The organism is Thiorhodovibrio litoralis, assembly GCF_033954455.1.
GTDB lineage: Bacteria > Pseudomonadota > Gammaproteobacteria > Chromatiales > Chromatiaceae > Thiorhodovibrio > Thiorhodovibrio litoralis.
The window spans coordinates 2317255-2332456 of the sequence record NZ_CP121473.1; the positions used below are offsets into that span (position 1 = coordinate 2317255).

The window sequence follows — 15202 nt, forward strand, 5'->3', positions numbered from 1 at the left end:
GACATGAACCTGAAAACCAAGATCACCAACAGCAATGATCTCGTCCTGGTCCTGGGCGCCACCGGCAAAACAGGTCGCCGTATCGTCTCTTCACTGAAGAACCTAGGTGTCCCGGTGCGGCTGGGCTCGCGCTCGGCTTCGCCCGCCTTTGACTGGAACAACGCCGCGAGCTGGGATGACTGTCTCGAGGGCGTCACCAAGATCTACATCAACTATGCACCCGATCTGGCAATGCCTGGCGCGACCGACGCGATCAGCGAACTGGTCAGCCGGGCACGATCCGCTGATGTGAAGCACCTGGTGCTGCTATCGGGTCGTGGCGAAGCGGAAGCCCAGGCCTGCGAGGCAATTATCCGGCACAGCGGAATCGACTGGACCATCGTTCGCGCGAGCTGGTTCAACCAGAACTTCTCGGAAGGGGCATTTGGCGACATGGTGCGGGCCGGGCAGATCACCCTGCCCGACGTATCAACGCCAGAGCCCTTTGTTGATGTTGATGACATCGCAGAAGTCGCGGTTGTTGCATTGACCCAGCCAGGTCACGCTGGCGAGCTCTATGAAGTGACAGGGCCACGGCTGCTGACCCTGGCCGATGTCGCGGAAGAACTGTCGCAGGCGACCGGCCGCACGATCCATTACAGGCCGGTAACGCACGACGCCTTTGTGCAAGGCGTTGGCGATTCTGGTGTGCCCCGGGATGTACTGTGGATGCTCGACTATTTGTTCGCGACCGTGCTGGACGGGCGCAATGCCTACCTGACAGACGGTGTGCAGCGTGCTCTCGGTCGGGAGCCGAAGGACTTTTCTGACTACGCCAGAGAGATCGCCGCAACCGAGACCTGGAAGGCCGCGGCGTGAGACCGGGGCGCGATACAGGGGCAGGTGTTGCAACCGCGCAAAGCCCGAACGTTTTCCAAACCTCAAAACTCATCAGATCGGAGCGTGCATCATGAGTGTACTGGAACTTGCCTTGATCCTGGCGACCCTGTTCTGTGCTTTAACGGCCGGTTTTGCCTTTGCCTTCGCGACAGTGGTGATGCCCGGGCTCGGAAAGCTGGAAGATAAAGCATTTATCCGAGGGTTTCAGGTGATCGACAGCGTCATCCAGGCCGGTCAGCCCGTCTTCGGCCTGGTCTGGATAGGCTCTACTGTGGCTCTGCTGGTTTCGGCGGTGATGGGAACCCTGCAACTTGAAGGCATCGAACGGGTTTTCCTTGTCGCCAGCGCGCTCATCTACGTTGTTGGCGTCCAGATACTCACGTTCAGGATCAATGTGCCGCTGAACAACGCGCTTCAAACGCTGGATGTCGACGCGATGGATGACGATGCACTGGCATCAGCCCGGCGCGACTTCGAAGCCCGCTGGGTCAGATGGAACGCGGTCAGAACCGTCATCGCATCTCTGATCAGTGTGGCATTGCTGTTCGTCTTGCTGTGGCTTTAACCTGACTTGCCCGGTTCTCATGGGACGCTTGGGTACCCGGCCGAGCCGGGCGCAGGAACGCCAGGCTAGGTCACTATTGTTCTGCTGGTGCTCCCCTTATCTGACTGAGACGCAGGGTTTTGACCCATCTCTTGATCAAGGCCAAACTGTTCCAGCCGGACGCCATCGAGAAAAGCTCTGATGGCGCGTGGCGACATCAAGTGATGAACTCTCTTTGATTTCGTGGAGTCGGACGCGAGTTTTCGATATGCGGGAGTCAGCTTTCTATGGCACAGCCAAAGAATACTGTAACTATTCAGTGTCCCTTGTAATATTGGGCTGTTGTCTGGCCAGCCTTCTGGGTTTACAAATAAACCTTTTAGCAAACGCTTTGTCACCCACATGACGTGCGTTGTTAACGGAAGATCAATGTAAACGAGGGTATCTGCAGCAGAAAAGCGTTCCCATGCCGATGGGGCGCAACCAAATCCATCAATGATCCATTCGTCTTGTTTTAAGATGTCAGAATGTATGTTGAGATATGCAGCATGGGGGATCTCTTCGCCTCCCGCCTGATAACGTATTTTATCTACAGAGTACAAAGGCAGGCTAGTGGCGTCGGCCAATTGCTTCGCCAGTGTAGACTTGCCGCCTCCCGCATTACCAAATATTGCTACTTTTTTCATGTTGCTTTCTATGGATCTAGTTAAGACTTCACGGCGCTGCGAACGTCATGATTCTTGCGGAATCAGGTTATAGATGACCGGCATTCGCCCTCGCCACTTGCCCCAAGCTTCGTCATCCATTATCAGGCTGGCCATGAAATGGGCCACGTTGATCCGACTGGTCGACCCCGGATCAAAAATGGCACCGCGTGTTGGTGAAGGATGCAACGAATAGTGACTCACCGTGCTTTCGTCGATCAGCGTGTCAGGGCGGACCGCGACCCATTCAATCACTTCATCGGACTGGCCAATCTTAACCCGTAAAAACTCAGCTGCCTTTTCATTATCCGCATGCGGGGGCACAAATCGGCGCAACAGACTGATGACGATTCTATCTTTCATCGAAACGGGCTCTGGGAGATCCCTGTTGCGGTTAGCCACTGTGTTCATCAAAATCAACCGAATGGGCGTTTTCTGGGGATTCGCCCGAGCAACCTGACACACTCGGCGCACCGCCTCGGTCACCAGACGATGTGGGGGACCAAAGATACCTCTCAAAGTCAAATTGTGGCCAAGACAGGATGCGATGCACCGGCAACCGGCAACGACCTCGGTGAGTTCGGTGTCACTGAGGTCGAGAAGGTTGCCGCGAATAACTGTCAGTCTGCCATTCGCTAGGAGTTCATCGGGCATTTTCTTACTGCTGCGCACGATGACGCGAACGAACTGCTCGTGTTCCAATAGATTGTTGACTAGTAGGCGCCCAGTTGCCCCGCTTGCGCCGAGAACCAGAATTGGAGACGTCTTTTCAGTCATGGTAATTGCCTTAAAAGCTTAGTCGACAGCTTGGTACGTTCAGTCACCGGCGGACGATGGTGATGATTGTTGGTTGCTCCCCTTGACCAACACAGTTTTTTTGACGGCTTCCGATACTTGCGTGTTTGCGGCATCCACGACGGCTTGTCGATTTTCGAAGGCGCCATCGACTTGAAATTCGAAGTCGTCACGACCGTGATCACCTGTGCCGACCTAGCCGGAGATATCGATGGTTTTTGCGACTGGCCTGAACAGTGACAGGGCTGATTCGAAAGGTTGTGCTCATTGGTGCCAGCGCAAAATCAGTCCTCTTCATGATGGTTTCCTTAGCATGATGGACAAACTGGGGTTTCGGTCATGGATTGGGGTTGGGACACAGCAGCGCCGCGTCCCAATCAGAGCGCTTATTCAACCCCTGCTTGCAGCGAATCGACTTACTGCCGCGGGCTTTGCGTGGTGGACACGGCGCCCTCGGCTTTCGGCTGTTCCAGCAAAACGGGAGGCTCCTGCGTAAAGTCGATCCAGGGATTGTCGCCAAGCGTTTCGTCGCCTTGGACGCTCTCATCCTCGTAGCGCATGATGAAGTGTTTCGGACCATGGGCATGGGCCACGACAAGGCCGTGCGGTGCGTCAAAATAGCCGCCATGTGGGACCAGACCGGGATAACTGATTCGCCAGGCTTCGCCGTTTGCGTGGACCTTGCCGAAGCGAAGCTTGCCCACAACGTTGTTCTCGAAGACGAAAAACCAGGTATAGGGACCACCGGACACGATGGTCATGACCTCATCGATGCCGACGCCTGCCTCGGAGCTGTTGACATGCAGCGTGCCGAACTTCCGCTGCAGGAAGGCCGTGGTGTCGTGATCCAGGGCCTGCATGTCGTAAACCTTGGGATATGGCGGCACATTTCGCTCCGAGGTCTGCAGAGAGCCGCCCCGATGCATCGCCGGTTGCCTTCCGGCTTTACGGATTTCCTCGACCAGTTCGCGTCTGCCCAGATGGAAGTGGCGAATCAGCGCTTGCGTCTCGGCCGAGGTCACGGCCCGGTGCACGGATGCTTGCAAGATGGGCTTGGCCTGCGACGGAATCGTCACCTGGCTGACGCGGACGCCCACCGTCATCAGGATGCGGTTGACGGCTTGCAGACCTCGCGCGGGTGGTGTGCCATCGCTGTAGTAAAGGGTGATTGCGTTTTCGTCATCAATGGTGGGCGGTGTCGTCTCTGCAGTCGCGTCAGTCATGCTGGTCACGATCAGCATGGCGGCGGCCATCAAGGCGCCAAGAGGTGAGTATTGTCTTGGTTGCATGGCATTTCTCCGTGATTCGTTGCGGTGTGCTGAGCGTAATCACGATAATTGCGGGACCCATTTCCAAGCCATTTGAAGGACATGGAATGCGTGTGGGATCACGGGGGCCGTTACTGGCCGACAGCGGGAAGCCGGAATCGTGAACCACGCTTCCCCCCTGAGGGGGGAGAGACGCAGCGGGTTCAGTTGCCTCTAGCGCTCTGGCGAATGGCGCGAGCGAGGGTGTAGCGGGCATAGCGCTCGGCATCGGCTCCGCGACGCGGGGACGCGCGCTCGAGCAAGCGTTGGTAGACCGTGGTCGGTGCAAGGCCGGCCTCAAGAGCGCCGCAGACCCAGCCCCATTCGCGGGCAGATTCGGACGGATCACCGGTGGATAAGCGCGCCCGTGGAGCGCAGTTGACGACCGGCGGCGGAGCCGGAGCCATCGTTGGCAAGGCCGGAGTTGGATCCCAGACGCGCTCCTGCGGGCTTGGTCGCCGAAGGACATTGACCCACTCCCCGCCACGCTTGGCATTCTTCATCCCGGCGAGCCGACCGAGGTGCTCACCGGAGACCGAGCCCGGATCGGCGCCAACGCGCGGGATCAGCCAACGCTGCACATCACAGCGCTGCGCCTCATCGAGCGCGCGGGTCAGCCGTAGCCACAGGTGGCAGCCCCCGAGCGTCGAAGTCTGCACCACCAGGGCCGCATAGTGCCGAGCGATGCGCTGCGCCATCGGCCGTGCGACATCATCGAGAAACACCATTGGCCAGGGATAGCCGCGGGCTGGACGGATATAAATATCGGCCTGTTGGACATTGCGCGCTCTGGCCAGCCCCAACGGAAGCTGATCCAAAGAGCGATCATGGAACCACAGCATCGTCGCCTTGGCGGTGCGCACCGCCAAATCGGCACGCACGATGCCAGCGTCGTGCCATGCCTCAAGCATCACGGCGGTGTGTCTTGCCGCTGTCATGGCCTGGTGCGGGCGCTCAGCGCTCAAGCGGCTCATCAGGCGCCCGCCCTGGCACTCGGGCGTTGGCGGGCGTTGCCCGCCGCTGAACCAAACACCTCAAGGTAGAGTTGTTCATCGAGCTGCGCGCGTTCGAGCCGAGCAGCCTGCGCCAGCAATTCTGCCGCCATGGTCGTGAGCACGCGATAATTGCCCAACGCATGCTCAGCGAGCGTCTTCATCAGCCCTGCGCTCATCAGACTCGCATTGCCGGCACTGTGTTGTAAATGCTCCAGGCAGGCGACCAGCGCCTCGCGACTGGCATACTCCATACTCAGGCGCGTACGGATACGACTGCCCAGCGGCAGCAACTCCTCACGGCGCAGCTTGGTCGCCAGGCGGCCATCGCCGGCCAGGATCACGCTCAACAACGTGCGCGAATCGAACTGCATGGAGGTCAGCAGACGCAGCTCATTGAGCACCGTCGGATGCATCTCCTGCGCCTCGTCGATGAGCAACACCGGGCGCAACAGCGTCGTCTCCAGATGCGCCAGCCAGCGCTCGCGCAGGATCTTGAAGCCACCCCAGCGGTTATGGGGCTTGAGGTCAACGGCGAACAGATCGCCCATCTCGCGGTAGAAGTCCGCCACCTTCGAGCTGGGATGCGTGAGCGCCCCAACGCTGATATCGGGCAGCTGGCGCAGACGCTCATCGAGCAGGCGCAGTACCGCACTCTTGCCGGTACCCGGATCACCTTGAATGAGCGCAAAACCGCCTTCGCGGATCAGGCTCTGCTCGATGCGCCAGCAAAACTGCTCCACCGGCGCGCTGCGATGCAGTGCCGCCGTCGGCAGCTCCGGGGAGAACGGATTGAACTTCAGTCCATAGAGGGCCAGCAGGGTCTTGTTCATCGACTGGATTCCAGGTCATCGTGTTTTGGCAGATAGGCCGGCGGCAGACCGGTGGCGGCATACTCGGCGAGCAAGTCGCGCAGCAACGGTGGCAGCGTCGTGGCGCGTTGTGATGGCGGTGGCGGTGCGCCGGCGGGCTCAAGGCGCCGACGCTGCCCGGAGGCATTGGCGGCTTTATCGAGGGGATAGAGGCGGCAGAGGATGGCGCCCGAGTGGGGATCAACCACGTCCACAGCACTCAGATCCCAGCGGGCATAAGCGATATGCAGTTGCTCAAGGTGACGCAAGCGCGCCGGCACCTCGAAGCGCTTGCCCGCCAGGCTGAGCGTCCCATCGCTGCGGCGCTGACGGCGTTGGACGCGACAACGAAAAGCGGCGCGGACCTGCTCGCTGTCCGGACAGGGGCGCCCCACGTTGGGCGCATCGAGAAGACGCGCAAGCGGCGTGGCGGCGGTCTCACTGTGGACCTTGCGGTGGTACTCCTGCTCCACCCACGCCTGAGTGAGGGTGTTGAGCCGCTGCAGGCTCAGCTCCTCCAGCCCCTTAAGCATCGCCATCAGGCGGCCTTCCAGCGTGGCCCAGAAGCGCTCCTGCTTGGCGTTCTGATACGGGCTGTACGGCAGGGTCGGCTCGTGGAGGATGCCCAGCGCATGCAATCCGGCGGTGAATTCCTCGGCCTGCATTGCCGCGCCGTTATCGCTCATCAGGGCGCGCGGCAGCCCGCGCTTGTGCAACGCCTGTCCCAGACCATGCACCAAGGTCTCGGTGGTCTCATCGAGGTACCACTGCAGATGGCAGATCAGGCGCGAGTGATCGTCGATGACCGCCAGCAGCAGGGGCTTGACCCAGACGCCACCCCGGGTGAGGACGTTGCGCGAGCCATGATGAAAGTCCAGATGCCACAAGGCATGGACATACTGGGCTTCATAGCTGCGCACCTCGCAGGCCTCCAGGCGCCGCGCGGCCTGCTCGGCCCCGGGTGTCTTGCGCGCCGGGACACGCCGGCGGTGCAGGCCCGCGCGCTTCATGAAGCGGCGCACGGTGGCATAGGAGGGCAGCGGCCCCAGGGTTTCATCGCCCGCGCACAAGGCGGCGAGGTTGTCGTAATGCAGCTGCACCGTCCAACCGGGGTAGTCGCGGTATTGCGCCTGTACGGCCTCCATCAGGCGCGGGCTCAGCGCGCGCTGCTCCCCGGCATCGCTGCGCCGGCGCGGGCGCAGTGCGGTCACCGGGTCTTGGGCATCGCGTGCGAGGTAATACCAGCGCTCCAAGGTCCCAAAGCTAAAACTGACCGCCCGCCCAGTCACCGGATGACGCCATGACTTGGCCGCCAGCGCCTTCAGCCGCGCGCCCAGCGCGTTCGCCGGCGCAGGATCAGCCAATAAAGGACCAATAATGGCAAAGCGCAACCGCGCCCAACCATCGGGATCACCGAGGCCGTTGTCATCGGACATTCGTCTTCACCTCCCAGTTGTTTCACACATCACCGGGAGTCTAGAAGGCGCCGCCCAGCGGCGCGATGAGGTCTTCTGCGGGTTGGCGTTGCCCTACAGCAAGCCTGTCGCTGTCGTGCTCGGGGCGATCAATATCAGCAGTTGCACGACGCGCTCGGACAACGCTTTTGCGCTCAATTTTTCCAGCAGGGATCCTGGCAGGTGCTCGGTGGCGATCGGCGGCATCAACAGACCAGCCAAGGATCGAAAGCAGCGGGTTTGCACAAACTGCTCACGCCACCAGTGCTGCCACCGCCGCAGGGTTTGGACGGTGACACCAAGCGTCTTGATCAAGCGCCGGCGACGCGATGCGCTCAGTCCGTCATGCAGGGCCGAAATCAGCACGACGATGACCCCGAGATAGACCTTGCGGCCCAGAAACCGAACGGAAGGCGGGGTGCTGCGCCGCCGGCACCCGTCCGCGGCACAGCAGAAACTCAGACGGCTCTGGTAGCTCTCATCCAAGACGCCACGCACAACACCTCGGGGCTTACGCGGATAACGGGCGCTGTGCAACGCACCACCGCAGTCACAGCCGCCCGCGCGGACTTCCTCGGCAATCGACTCGTCGATCCGGGTGAGCAGTTGGTAAAAGTTCGTGTCGGCAAGAAAGGCGTGACACACTGGGACTGTCTCCTGGTTTTTGGCGAAATTCGGAGACAGCCCTCTCGGACAACTTGCGTCAAGTTGTTTGAGGGGGTTTTTTGTTTTCCCTCACTGAATTTGCTCAGAATCGCGGCCGATTCCCGCAAATAGTCTGCTCAGGCTCAGTGCGAATAACGATAGATCGGAAATGCCAATTGATCATCGGGTCTGCTGGAACAACACTGTCCACATTGGTTCACTAATGGGTACCCGCATGGAATCTCTCAGTGACATCGCGGTTTTTGTACAGGTCGTCCAGTGCGGCAGCTTCACCGCTGCGGCGGACAAGCTGGTGATGTCCAAGTCAGTGGTCAGCAAATACGTCACTCGGTTGGAGGATCGTCTAGGCGCGCGTCTACTCAATCGCACCACGCGCCGGCTCAGCTTGACTGAGGTGGGTCAGGCTCTGTTTGAACGGTCCCGGCGTGCGCTGCTGGAAATAGAAGAGGCGGAGGCTGAGGTTTCCCGGCTACAAGGCGAACCACGCGGAGCCTTGCGTCTGAATTGCCCCATGTCGTTCGGCGTGTTGCACGTGGCGCCTTGGCTGCCCGAGTTTCAGGTCCGCTACCCGGAAGTGAGTCTTGACTTGGTGTTGGACGATAGGCGGGTGAATCTGGTGGAAGAAGGCTTCGATTTGGCCATCCGCATCGGTGAGCTGCCTGATTCATCGCTAGTTGTCAGGCGCCTGGGTCCTTGCCGTCATGTGGTGTGCGCAACGCCTGAGTATCTGGCCCGACATGGTGTTCCCCAGACACCGCAACAGCTTACCAAGCACTTGGCTTTGACTTATCGCTATCAGGACTCGCCGAATGAATGGCGCTTTATCGCGCCGGATGGTGAGTTGTTGCAGATTCCAATGGTCAGTCGATTGCAGATGAACAACAGCCTGGCCTTGCGCCAAGCCGTGCTCAGAGGGGCGGGCATTATACTCACGCCCACCTTCATGGTGGGCGCCGATCTTCGCAAGGGCCGGCTCAAGGCGGTGCTGCCGGAGTATCAGGTGCTGGAGGTGTCGATCTACGCGCTTTACCCACAGCGCAAACACCTGTCGCCCAAGGTGCGGGCGTTCATCGGTTTTCTGGCCGAGCGAATTCAGGATCCTCCTTATTGGGAGACCGAGCCTTGAATCGCCGAAGTCTGGGCAATTCCGACCTCATTCCTCGCGCCGCTGGGCGATGATGGTGACCGCGATGCCCATTGCGATGATCCCCGCGCCGAGCCAGGTCATCAGGCTATATCGCTCGCCCAGAAATACGGTTGCGGCAATCAATCCCACGGCGGCCGCCACATACCCGATCTGGCTGAGCAGCACAGGCCCGCCCTGTTGCTGCAAGCGAAAGAAGGCCGGAAAGGTCATGCCGGCGACCAGCATCTGGATCAAGGCCGCACCGGCGGCTGGGGCGATTTCGGCGAATGGCAGACCGCCCCGAGTCAACAGGAGAAGGAGCAAAAACACCACACTGGAAAAGGCATGACCCCAGAATGCCAGTATGTTTGGCGGCGTTCCCTCTGGCCAGTCCAGGGTGCGATAGACATTGCCCATGGCCAGCGCGACCGGAATCGCCAGGGCTGCCAGCAGCCATTCGATAGGCGGTCCATCCGGTTGCGTTCCCCGGGTCAGGCTGACCAGTGTCGCACCTGCAAGGCCGATTCCGATCCCAGTGCGCCCCAGACGCCCCGGTGTCTTCAGGTGGAACAGCGATGCGAGCAAGAGCGTGAAGACTGGTGACAAGGCGAACAACAGACCCGTGTAGCCAGCTCCAGCATGAGGGATCACCGTGAACAACAACAAATTCGGAGCAACAAAGGACACGAGCGACGAAATCACCGTATAGCGCCAAATACGCGATCCGGGCAGCATCAATCCGCCCGTGGCAGCCATGAGCGGCAACAGAATGGTGCTGGCGCCCAGCGAGATCAAAAACGCCCAAATCAGCGGTGAGACCCCCGCGTCTCCAGCGATTTTGCCAAGCGGAAAATTGAACCCGATCAGGGTACCTGTGATCAGCAACAGCGCGACCGGACTTTGCAGCAGGTCGAACCGAGCACTGTGCCCTGCCAATGCAGTGGAATGCAGACGTGCTTTCATTGGTCTGTTCCTCCGCGCGTCGCCGCTGGTTGACAAGCGAAACGCTCCGGAAAGACGATCTGATTGAGCGGCAGCCGGGAACTGGGCTGCTCTCGCTCGCGCAAGGTTGACGGAAGAGTGGCAGGGTCGGCCTGCCGGCCAATGGCCACGGCGATCTCGACCCGGTAGTCGTCTGGCACGGCCAGCTGCCGGCGGATTTCGTCAAAGCGGATACCGGCCATCGCGTGGGCCTGATAGCCCAAAAGCGTGCTTTGCAATGACAGGTTTGCCCAGGCCGCACCGGCATCGAAGCTATGCGTGTTTGACGGATTGGTTGAATTCTTCTCCTGGGCCGGGCACAAGCGGTTGGAAACCAGAAACACCAGGGCAGAGGCGTTCTTTGCCCAGCTAGCATTGAAGGGGTCGAGTAGGTTCAAGTATTGGTCCCAGTCCCGGTTACTCCGCAGCGCATAAATGAAGCGCCAGGGCTGGATATTGAAGGCGGAAGGCGCCCAGCGGGCTGCCTCGAGAATGGTAAGGAAATCAGTCAATGGCATGGCGAGCGGCACAAAGGCGCGCGGCGACCAGCGTTGCAGGAAGACATCGGCGATCGGGTGCCCAGCTTGACGTGGCGACAGCGATTTCAGGACTTTTTCGCTTTGGTGATTGTTCATGTGAGTGCTCCTCGACTGGCGGTACCCTGTGAACCGCCTCTATCGAGCACTCTAGCCGGCAGTCCAGCGGAGATAATCCGGGTTGGCGGCAAAACACTGTTCGCAAAGCTTGATCAATAAGGCAGCACCGAAGCCAGGGATGATGAATATGTCCGTGAGCTTCACAATTTGTTGAAGCAAGCCTACTTTGCTGAGACTTGGCTGAAGGAAGACCAAAAGGTTAGAAGTACATAGCTTGATGAAAGCGTCGGCGCTAAAATTTGATCGATTCCCCCGTATATCGATATGCGACAGGTCCATAAGACTGGATCGCTAAACGATGCGACCCACTCCTTCTCGAATGTCGGCTGTTGGCCGGCAAGCGCCCTGCGAAGGATTCGGTGCTAATCCAGAAGAATCGCGAGCGCTGCGTCTTGCCTCTGGGGACGGTTGCCGACCCAAAGGAGACATCGAAGCTTCCATCGTTGGTGGCGTCAACCGAAACGGGGTTTTGGCTGACGTTGTCGATGTTCGCAGTCCTCTGCCTGGTTTAGTCATTTCCTCAAGCGCCGACATCGAGCTTTTTGGACCTCTGTTGCCGAAATGCCGAGCGCTGCATCAGCTGCGAGTTACACTGGAGTCCTTACGCAGTCTTCGAACCATCATCGACATCCGCGCCCCCCCAGAACCTAGGGGGCATTGCCCCAGTTGACATTCGATTACTTGGAAATCGATCCCTTTGCCAAGATTGCCGGCTATTGGGTGTGCCACGCATAGGACGAGCCGAGGGGGGCGGGCTCGCTTGTCGGGATTCTCGGGGAGTGCCCAGATAGTGTTGCTGGCGACTCGGCCAGATTGCCCACATTGCTCTCCAATCGCGGGGACAAACGCAGCAATTCCCGTTGAAGAATTATTTGCTTTAAAAACAATGCACTGCATGATTGTGGGAAAAATGTTTTCGTAAACTTTCTCACAGAATCAGGGTATTATCTCGCAAAGCTCAGGTTGCGAGGTAAGAACTGATGAGTGCGCCTTTTGGTCGTCAATCGCTGAGTGCCGCCGGACTGCTGCGCACCGCGCGATCGGTCTTCGGGAAAATCCCGGATGAAGCGGCGAGCGACATCCCGCTGGTCGATCACCTGATGTCCGGTCTGGCGCTGTTCGGACTGAAATACCCCTCCTTGCTGCAATTCGACCAAGACCGCAAGGATGCAACCAAGCGAGCGAATCTGCGCACGCTCTACGGCATTGAGCGCGCCCCGAGCGATACCTGGTTTCGCCAACGTCTCGATGTGATGGACCCCAAGCATCTGCGCCCCTTGTACAAGGCGTTGTTGGCCGCCTTGCAGCGGGGCAAGGGCTTGGAAGGGTTTGCCTATCTGCACGGGCACTACCTGCTCTCGCTCGACGGCACCGGGTACTTCTCCTCACAGAGCATCCATTGCCAGCACTGCGCCGAGAAACACCACCGCGACGGCACCATCACCTACTACCATCAGGCGCTGGCGGCGGTGTTGGTCCACCCCGATCAGCGCGAGGTCTTTCCCTTGGCACCAGAGCCCATTATGCGCGCCGATGGGGCGAAGAAAAACGACTGCGAGCGCAACGCCAGCAAGCGGTTGTTAAGCGATGTGCGTCGCGAGCATCCGCACCTGAAACTCATCGTCATTGAGGATGCCTTGGCGTCCAACGCCCCGCACATCCGCCATCTTCAGGCGTTGAACATGCGCTTCATCCTCGGTGCCAAGGAAAGCGACCATGGCTTTCTGTTCGACTGGGTGGCCAACACCCCAACGACGATCGTGCGCGAGTACAAGGACGAAGACGGCACGCGCCACCGCTTTCGCTCTCTCAACGGTGCCCCATTGAATGAGTCCAATTTTGACCTGGAGGTCAATTTCCTCGAGTACTGGGAGCACGCCCCGGATGGCAAGGTGACCCATTTCTCCTGGGTCACCGACATTCCCATCGACGACACCAACCTGATGACTTTGATGCGAGGAGCCCGCGCCCATACCATTACCCATAACTATCCCTGACGCTGCGGTAAGCCTCCAGCGCCATGACAAAATCGGGGATGCGCTGCAACCCAATCCAGAGCGTCTTCGGTCCCGGGAACCCATCGGATTTGCGGTTGAGAAAGCCGCCCAGGGAGGCGACCATGCGCACCATGGTATCGAGCGAGGGCGGCTGCTCGGGTGGCGCTTGTTTCTGGGTGACCAGATAGACCGCCTTCCATTCCTCCTCGGCAAAGACCGCATCGCAAGGCAACTCCGGGCACTCGCGCCCGAGCATGGTCAGGTACAGCACCCGCCACGCGATGATCATGTACAAAGCGAGCGCCGGCTCCAGGCGCTCGCGCGTCTCGAGCTGCAGCTCCTCGATGCGGCAGCCACTTTTTAAGATCCGGAAAAAAATTTCCACTTGCCACCTGCAAAGATACCAGGAGAGCGTCTCGATGGCCTCTTGGGCGCTCTGCACCGCCAGATTGGTCAGCAACAGCCAGTTGAGTGGCTCCTCGCCGGCGGGCGGATTGACCTCGGTGGCCAGCAAAGCCGTGACCGTGACATCGGGCAAGGTGCGATCCGGGCGCCAGGGTGCCTTCAGGGTCACGCGCACCACCTTGATCTCCTGCGTGACCTGGCGTGCTTTGGCCCCCTTGGTGGCGGGACGCTCGAAGGTGATCTCGGTGAGCACCGGGGCGGCGTCCAGGGCCTCATTGAGCTTTCTGCCATCGGCCAAGCAGCGGTCGCGATGCTGCACCCGTACCAGCCAATCGGCGCTGTTCTCGGGGATGGGCGCTTCAACAAACAGGTCGTAGATGTCGCCCTCGCGATCGGCAACATAGGTCAAGCGCGTGTCGCTCAGTTCCTCGGCCAGCGCATTGACGCGCGCGTAGCCATCGACCCAGCGCACGCTTTCTTTCTCCTCCAGTGGGCGGCGCGAGTCTTTGTCCTGGCCCAGGCTACCGGGCTCGCGCACAAAAGTGTGCAAATCCAGCAGCCCCAGCGCGAGGCGCTCGGGCGTGACCGCCAAGGTGGGATGGATGTACATCCCATAGCGGCTCTCAAAGTTCAGTGGCCCAAGACCGACAATGCCTTTTTTGGTTGTATAGTCCAGCTCGCTGGTATCTTGGATACACAGCACCCGCGGATGCTCGCGCAGACGTTCTTCGGTACAAGCAAAATGGGGTGCGAGGATCTGCTCGGCGGTGACCGTGGGATGATCGAAAAAGCGATAGGCGGCCCGGGTCTCATACCAACCGTTGCAAGCCCCGGGAATACTTTGTGTCGGCTTGGCGCCGAGGGTTTCAAGCACCTGTTGGGCGCGATGATTCAGGCGCTTGTCGCCCAGAGAGATGTCCTGCAGTTCAGAGGCCAGCGCGATCATGCCACCACCCCCAGGGCGGCGCGGAAGTCCGCCGCCAGCGGGTAGACATAGATCGCCTTGCGCGGCAGCGCGGCCCGATGGGTGCGGTCGCACTTGCCGCGCCCGGTGGTTTCGCCCAAGTCGTGCCAGTTGGCGGCACGGTAACAGGTCCCGGCAAAGCGTGGGGTCTCGACAAAGGTCTCCAGCAGCACCAGACGCTCGCCATAGCGGGCGGGAAAGTCGACACTGACTTGCCGCGCGGCCAAGGACAGCACCTTGGAGGCGAGGTGTTTGACCTGCACCCAGGGCAGGATGAGGAAGCGGGCGTTGTTGAGCACCCGTCCCAGGTGTGCTTGGCGCTGCGCGGGCGTCCAGCCAATCCAGCGGTCGCGGGCAGCGACTTTCCAGGCCGCCGCGCCAAAGCCGATGGCGCCGAGCAGACCGCCATCCCACTGGATCAGGTAGCGCAGCTGCGCACCAGGCAGGGGACTGTAGCCGAGGTAGTGGTAGCGCTCGATCAGGCCGTTCCATAATTGCGAGGCCCTTCGATCATCAACGCGCGCCAGGCGCAAGCCGCTGAGCGCGCGCAGCGGGACGGACACTGGGATCGGTTCGGGCCGGGACTCGGGGCGCGGGACGAAGCGCCGCCCATTGCCATTGCCGCAGGTCGGTGGCGGCAGCACAATGAGCCCGGCACGATGCAACCGCAGCAGTCCCACCCGGGCACTCATGAGCTTGGGGCGGCCTTGGATATCGGTCCACTCCAGCGCGCGGCACACCCGCCGAGCGATCTCCGCGCGCAGCGGCGGCTGCGCCAGCGCGATCTCCTGGCGAATGCGCGCTAAGTCGGTCTCGTTGAAAGGGCGCCCACATAAACGGCTTGGAATCGCTTGGTCCATGGTCTCCCGTCCCCTTGCTGA

At 60.3% G+C, this 15202-nt stretch carries 16 protein-coding genes; 5 read left to right on the forward strand and 11 right to left on the reverse strand.

What is annotated here, in order from left to right; translation table 11 throughout:
• Positions 1–3 precede the first annotated feature (3 nt).
• Both Thiosp_RS10330 and Thiosp_RS10335 read left to right on the forward strand, forming a co-directional pair.
• Positions 4–858 (forward strand): NmrA family NAD(P)-binding protein, encoded by an 855-nt coding sequence (locus Thiosp_RS10330; protein WP_201066356.1) that lies wholly within the window; start codon positions 4–6, stop codon positions 856–858.
• A gap of 91 nt (positions 859–949) precedes the next feature.
• Positions 950–1444, forward strand: coding sequence for an anthrone oxygenase family protein (locus Thiosp_RS10335; protein ID WP_201066358.1), 495 nt, complete (start codon positions 950–952; stop codon positions 1442–1444).
• Between the two features lie 65 nt (positions 1445–1509).
• Here Thiosp_RS10335 and Thiosp_RS10340 read toward each other — a convergent pair whose 3' ends face one another.
• Positions 1510–2109, reverse strand: coding sequence for a P-loop NTPase family protein (locus tag Thiosp_RS10340; protein WP_201066360.1), 600 nt, complete (start codon positions 2107–2109; stop codon positions 1510–1512).
• A gap of 45 nt (positions 2110–2154) precedes the next feature.
• Positions 2155–2904 carry an NAD(P)-dependent oxidoreductase gene (locus tag Thiosp_RS10345; protein WP_201066363.1) on the reverse strand — a complete coding sequence of 250 codons (750 nt, stop codon included), beginning with the start codon at positions 2902–2904 and terminating at the stop codon, positions 2155–2157.
• 69 nt (positions 2905–2973) lie between these two features.
• Here Thiosp_RS10345 and Thiosp_RS10350 point away from each other — a divergent pair, with 69 nt between their 5' ends.
• On the forward strand, positions 2974–3162 hold the full coding sequence (locus Thiosp_RS10350; protein WP_323696985.1) for a hypothetical protein: 189 nt from the start codon (positions 2974–2976) through the stop codon (positions 3160–3162).
• A gap of 176 nt (positions 3163–3338) precedes the next feature.
• Here the strand turns inward: Thiosp_RS10350 and Thiosp_RS10355 are convergent, their stop codons facing one another.
• The 5 genes from Thiosp_RS10355 to Thiosp_RS10375 all read right to left on the reverse strand — a co-directional run bounded on the left by Thiosp_RS10355 (position 3339) and on the right by Thiosp_RS10375 (position 8171).
• Complete coding sequence (locus Thiosp_RS10355) at positions 3339–4175, reverse strand: hypothetical protein (protein ID WP_201066365.1); 837 nt, start codon at positions 4173–4175, stop codon at positions 3339–3341.
• A 218-nt stretch (positions 4176–4393) separates the two neighbouring features.
• Entirely contained in the window at positions 4394–5203 is an 810-nt protein-coding gene (locus Thiosp_RS10360) for a DNA-primase RepB domain-containing protein (protein WP_323696455.1), read from the reverse strand.
• Positions 5203–6054, reverse strand: coding sequence for an ExeA family protein (locus Thiosp_RS10365; RefSeq protein WP_323696456.1), 852 nt, complete (start codon positions 6052–6054; stop codon positions 5203–5205). Before Thiosp_RS10365 ends, Thiosp_RS10360 begins: the two co-directional genes overlap by 1 nt.
• Positions 6051–7508 carry a DDE-type integrase/transposase/recombinase gene (locus Thiosp_RS10370; RefSeq protein ID WP_323696457.1) on the reverse strand — a complete coding sequence of 486 codons (1458 nt, stop codon included), beginning with the start codon at positions 7506–7508 and terminating at the stop codon, positions 6051–6053. Before Thiosp_RS10370 ends, Thiosp_RS10365 begins: the two co-directional genes overlap by 4 nt.
• A 93-nt stretch (positions 7509–7601) precedes the next feature.
• The gene (locus Thiosp_RS10375) at positions 7602–8171 is read right to left on the reverse strand and encodes a hypothetical protein (protein WP_323696458.1); all 570 of its coding nucleotides are present in this window, start codon (positions 8169–8171) and stop codon (positions 7602–7604) included.
• Positions 8172–8340: 169 nt separating this feature from the next.
• On the opposite strand from Thiosp_RS10375, the gene Thiosp_RS10380 reads away from it, so the two are divergent.
• A complete protein-coding gene (locus Thiosp_RS10380) occupies positions 8341–9318 on the forward strand; it encodes a LysR family transcriptional regulator (protein ID WP_323696986.1) in 978 nt (325 codons plus the stop codon).
• A gap of 27 nt (positions 9319–9345) precedes the next feature.
• Here Thiosp_RS10380 and Thiosp_RS10385 read toward each other — a convergent pair whose 3' ends face one another.
• Both Thiosp_RS10385 and Thiosp_RS10390 read right to left on the reverse strand, forming a co-directional pair.
• Complete coding sequence (locus Thiosp_RS10385) at positions 9346–10281, reverse strand: DMT family transporter (protein WP_201067116.1); 936 nt, start codon at positions 10279–10281, stop codon at positions 9346–9348.
• Positions 10278–10934 (reverse strand): nitroreductase family protein, encoded by a 657-nt coding sequence (locus tag Thiosp_RS10390; RefSeq protein ID WP_201067114.1) that lies wholly within the window; start codon positions 10932–10934, stop codon positions 10278–10280. Before Thiosp_RS10390 ends, Thiosp_RS10385 begins: the two co-directional genes overlap by 4 nt.
• A gap of 1001 nt (positions 10935–11935) precedes the next feature.
• Between Thiosp_RS10390 and Thiosp_RS10395 the strand changes: the two genes are divergently transcribed.
• A complete protein-coding gene (locus Thiosp_RS10395; RefSeq protein ID WP_323697031.1) occupies positions 11936–12952 on the forward strand; it encodes a hypothetical protein in 1017 nt (338 codons plus the stop codon).
• On the opposite strand, the gene Thiosp_RS10400 is transcribed toward Thiosp_RS10395, so the two are convergent.
• On the reverse strand, positions 12933–14303 hold the full coding sequence (locus Thiosp_RS10400) for an IS4 family transposase (protein WP_323696488.1): 1371 nt from the start codon (positions 14301–14303) through the stop codon (positions 12933–12935). The two genes, Thiosp_RS10395 and Thiosp_RS10400, sit on opposite strands and share 20 nt — an antisense overlap.
• Positions 14300–15181 carry a DUF4338 domain-containing protein gene (locus Thiosp_RS10405; protein WP_323696489.1) on the reverse strand — a complete coding sequence of 294 codons (882 nt, stop codon included), beginning with the start codon at positions 15179–15181 and terminating at the stop codon, positions 14300–14302. Before Thiosp_RS10405 ends, Thiosp_RS10400 begins: the two co-directional genes overlap by 4 nt.
• Between the last annotated feature and the right edge of the window lie 21 nt (positions 15182–15202).

What these genes read in the sequence shown, in the direction of transcription:
- Thiosp_RS10400 (WP_323696488.1), bottom strand. Translation starts at nt 14,303, where the DNA reads ATGATCGCGCTGGCCTCTGAACTGCAGGACATCTCTCTGGGCGACAAG.
- Thiosp_RS10355 (WP_201066365.1), bottom strand. Translation starts at nt 4,175, where the DNA reads ATGGCCGCCGCCATGCTGATCGTGACCAGCATGACTGACGCGACTGCA.
- Thiosp_RS10385 (WP_201067116.1), bottom strand. Translation starts at nt 10,281, where the DNA reads ATGAAAGCACGTCTGCATTCCACTGCATTGGCAGGGCACAGTGCTCGG.
- Thiosp_RS10330 (WP_201066356.1), top strand. Translation starts at nt 4, where the DNA reads ATGAACCTGAAAACCAAGATCACCAACAGCAATGATCTCGTCCTGGTC.
- Thiosp_RS10405 (WP_323696489.1), bottom strand. Translation starts at nt 15,181, where the DNA reads ATGGACCAAGCGATTCCAAGCCGTTTATGTGGGCGCCCTTTCAACGAG.
- Thiosp_RS10380 (WP_323696986.1), top strand. Translation starts at nt 8,341, where the DNA reads ATGCCAATTGATCATCGGGTCTGCTGGAACAACACTGTCCACATTGGT.
- Thiosp_RS10335 (WP_201066358.1), top strand. Translation starts at nt 950, where the DNA reads ATGAGTGTACTGGAACTTGCCTTGATCCTGGCGACCCTGTTCTGTGCT.
- Thiosp_RS10345 (WP_201066363.1), bottom strand. Translation starts at nt 2,904, where the DNA reads ATGACTGAAAAGACGTCTCCAATTCTGGTTCTCGGCGCAAGCGGGGCA.
- Thiosp_RS10365 (WP_323696456.1), bottom strand. Translation starts at nt 6,054, where the DNA reads ATGAACAAGACCCTGCTGGCCCTCTATGGACTGAAGTTCAATCCGTTC.
- Thiosp_RS10340 (WP_201066360.1), bottom strand. Translation starts at nt 2,109, where the DNA reads ATGAAAAAAGTAGCAATATTTGGTAATGCGGGAGGCGGCAAGTCTACA.
- Thiosp_RS10390 (WP_201067114.1), bottom strand. Translation starts at nt 10,934, where the DNA reads ATGAACAATCACCAAAGCGAAAAAGTCCTGAAATCGCTGTCGCCACGT.
- Thiosp_RS10395 (WP_323697031.1), top strand. Translation starts at nt 11,936, where the DNA reads ATGAGTGCGCCTTTTGGTCGTCAATCGCTGAGTGCCGCCGGACTGCTG.
- Thiosp_RS10370 (WP_323696457.1), bottom strand. Translation starts at nt 7,508, where the DNA reads ATGTCCGATGACAACGGCCTCGGTGATCCCGATGGTTGGGCGCGGTTG.
- Thiosp_RS10360 (WP_323696455.1), bottom strand. Translation starts at nt 5,203, where the DNA reads ATGAGCCGCTTGAGCGCTGAGCGCCCGCACCAGGCCATGACAGCGGCA.